General features: G+C 46.3%; 1 protein-coding gene. It reads left to right on the top strand.

Going from position 1 to position 895, the window contains the following annotated elements:
• Positions 1-695, top strand: a 695-nt coding sequence (locus HMPREF2554_RS01765) for a hypothetical protein (protein ID WP_070553728.1), incomplete at its 5' end; no start/stop codon positions are given.
• Positions 696-895 lie beyond the last annotated feature (200 nt).

Genomic DNA, 895 nt, shown 5'->3' with positions numbered 1-895 from the left:
AGAGCGGGTACTGGGAGAAAATCATGAAGCCTCGCCTGCAGGAGCAGGGGTGGTTTATTGTTGAGGTGGATTGTGCTGGTGTAGATAGTTCGCATGAACTCGGGCGTAGGCTTTTACGAGCGCTTGGGTTTAACATTGCTCCAGATCAGTGGGTGAACGGTTTCTGGGTTATGAATGCTGTTACAGAAGCTGACTGGAATGATATGCGTCAGGGACTTTTTGTGTTCTATAAGAACTTTGAGGATCTTTTTAGCGTCCAGGAAAGTTGTTCACCTTTTTATGCTCCGGAGTATGCCCTTCAACTAGCTGAAAATATGGTTTACCATTATTCCAAATTCCGGGGAAATATTTATGAACAGTACCCTGTGGTGGTGGGGTATGGCGTTGGTCTGCCCACCTCGTATATTCCACAGTTTGAGGAGCTGATGGGTGCTGAGAACGTGATGATTGCAGGTAAAGGTGTGCGATACCCCTGGTCTGATTTTGAGGAAGAACAACGGAGGAATTTCCCGAATGGTGCCCCGGACCCTCTGTACGATAAAGAAGGGATCGTCTATGGGTTTACGATTGATGATAAGGATTCTACCGGAGTCTATGTGGAAGACCCTCGGTATTATCCTGAATCACCGTTTTATGATCCTGCTCTTGCCTCGAAGGTACACCTGGTGCATAGTGAATTTGACGATCCCGAATAATCGATCATGTTCTTTCTTGAGTTTAGTTGTCCGTAGCTTATAGCGAAGTTACGGACAACTAATTTTCTATACCTTTATGCCTGTCAACAAATAAGAAAGTTACGGAGGCTGTTCTGCCGCAACTGCTGTTGAGGGGAGCCCTATCGCGTATACGGAGATGGATTTTATGGCTCCTCAACCGAAGATTGGTGAAAACGGTG

Source organism: Rothia sp. HMSC071F11 (assembly GCF_001809115.1).
Classification (GTDB): Bacteria; Actinomycetota; Actinomycetes; order Actinomycetales; family Micrococcaceae; genus Rothia; species Rothia dentocariosa.
The sequence above is the reverse complement of the archived record's forward strand: the minus strand, read 5'-3'. Positions and strand labels throughout refer to the sequence as shown.